This window comes from Arthrobacter sp. Dra40, from assembly GCF_059091905.1.
This window is the reverse complement of record NZ_JBNHHB010000471.1, coordinates 1-1,568: the sequence shown is the minus strand read 5'-3', so window position 1 is coordinate 1,568 and position 1,568 is coordinate 1. Positions and strand designations below refer to the sequence as shown.

Below are 1,568 nucleotides of genomic sequence, written 5' to 3'. Positions count from 1 at the left end.
GAACACTTGGAGGCACCGCCATGGCTGAAACCGCAGCCCGCGAAGCAGAACTGCTCGCCAAAGTACCCACCGGCCTGCTGATCAACGGCGAATGGCGGGATGCGTCGGACGGCGGGACCTTCGACGTCCATGACCCCGCTACCGGCAAGGTGCTGGCCACCCTGTCGTCCGCCACCAGCGAGGATGCGCTCGCAGCCCTCGACGCCGCAGACAAAGCGCAAGCTTCCTGGGCCCGCACCGCGCCGCGGGAGCGTGCCGAGATCCTGCGCCGTGCCTTCGAGCTGGTGACCCAGCGCGCCGAGGACTTCGCCCTGCTGATGACCATGGAGATGGGCAAGCCGCTGGCGGAATCCCGCGGCGAAGTAACCTACGGCGCCGAATTCCTGCGCTGGTTCTCGGAGGAAGCCGTCCGCGACTACGGCCGGTACCTGACCACGCCGGAGGGCAAGAACAAGATCCTGGTCCAGCGCAAGCCCGTTGGACCCTGCCTGCTGATCACCCCGTGGAACTTCCCGCTGGCCATGGCGACCCGCAAGGTGGGACCCGCCGTTGCCGCCGGCTGCACCATGGTGCTCAAGCCCGCCAAGCTCACCCCGCTGACCAGCCAGCTGTTCGCCCAGACGATGCTGGAAGCAGGTCTCCCGGCGGGAGTGCTGAACGTGGTTTCCTCCAAGAGCGCCTCCGGCATCTCCGGGCCGCTGATGCAGGACTCCCGGCTGCGCAAGGTTTCCTTCACCGGCTCCACCCCGGTGGGCAAGCAGCTCCTGAAGGATGCTGCCGACAACGTCCTGCGCACTTCGATGGAGCTTGGCGGCAATGCCCCGTTCATCGTGTTCGAAGACGCAGACCTGGACAAGGCTGTCGAAGGAGCCATGGCTGCCAAGATGCGCAACATGGGCGAGGCCTGCACGGCCGCCAACCGCTTCCTGGTCCATGCCTCCGTCGCCGAGGAGTTCACCACCAGGTTCGCCGACGCCATGAAGGCACTCAAACCGGGCCGCGGCACCGAAGCGGACACGACGGTGGGCCCGCTGATCGACGGCGGAGCGCGCGATGACGTGCACGCCTTGGTGACCGCCGCCGTGGAAGCAGGCGCCTCCGTCAGCACCGGCGGTGCCCCCGTGGAAGGCGACGGCTACTTCTACCAGCCGACCGTGCTGTCCAACGTTCCGAACGACGCCGATATCCTGCGCAGCGAGATTTTCGGCCCGGTCGCCCCGGTCACCACCTTCGAAACCGAAGAGCAGGCCATCGCGCTGGCGAATGCCAGCGAGTACGGCCTCGCCTCCTACATCTACTCGCGCGATGTGAACCGCCTGCTCCGCGTCTCCGAGCAGATCGAATTCGGCATGGTGGGTTACAACGCCGGCGTGATCTCCAACGCTGCCGCCCCGTTCGGCGGCGTGAAGCAGTCGGGCATGGGCCGTGAGGGCGGCGCAGAAGGCCTGGACGAGTACACCACCGTCCAGTACATCGGCATCGCGGATCCTTACGCCAAGTAGTTCCGGTCCGCCCGCCGGCCGTCCCCACCGGGCGGCCGGCGGCGGAACAGGGAGGCCGGCCACAAC

At 67.5% G+C, this 1,568-nt stretch carries 1 protein-coding gene; it reads left to right on the top strand.

What is annotated here, in order from left to right; all coding sequences use genetic code 11:
• Positions 1-20 precede the first annotated feature (20 nt).
• On the top strand, positions 21-1,502 hold the full coding sequence (locus tag AC5RWT_RS37300; RefSeq protein WP_494084602.1) for an NAD-dependent succinate-semialdehyde dehydrogenase: 1,482 nt from the start codon (positions 21-23) through the stop codon (positions 1,500-1,502).
• The last annotated feature ends 66 nt before the right edge of the window (positions 1,503-1,568 follow it).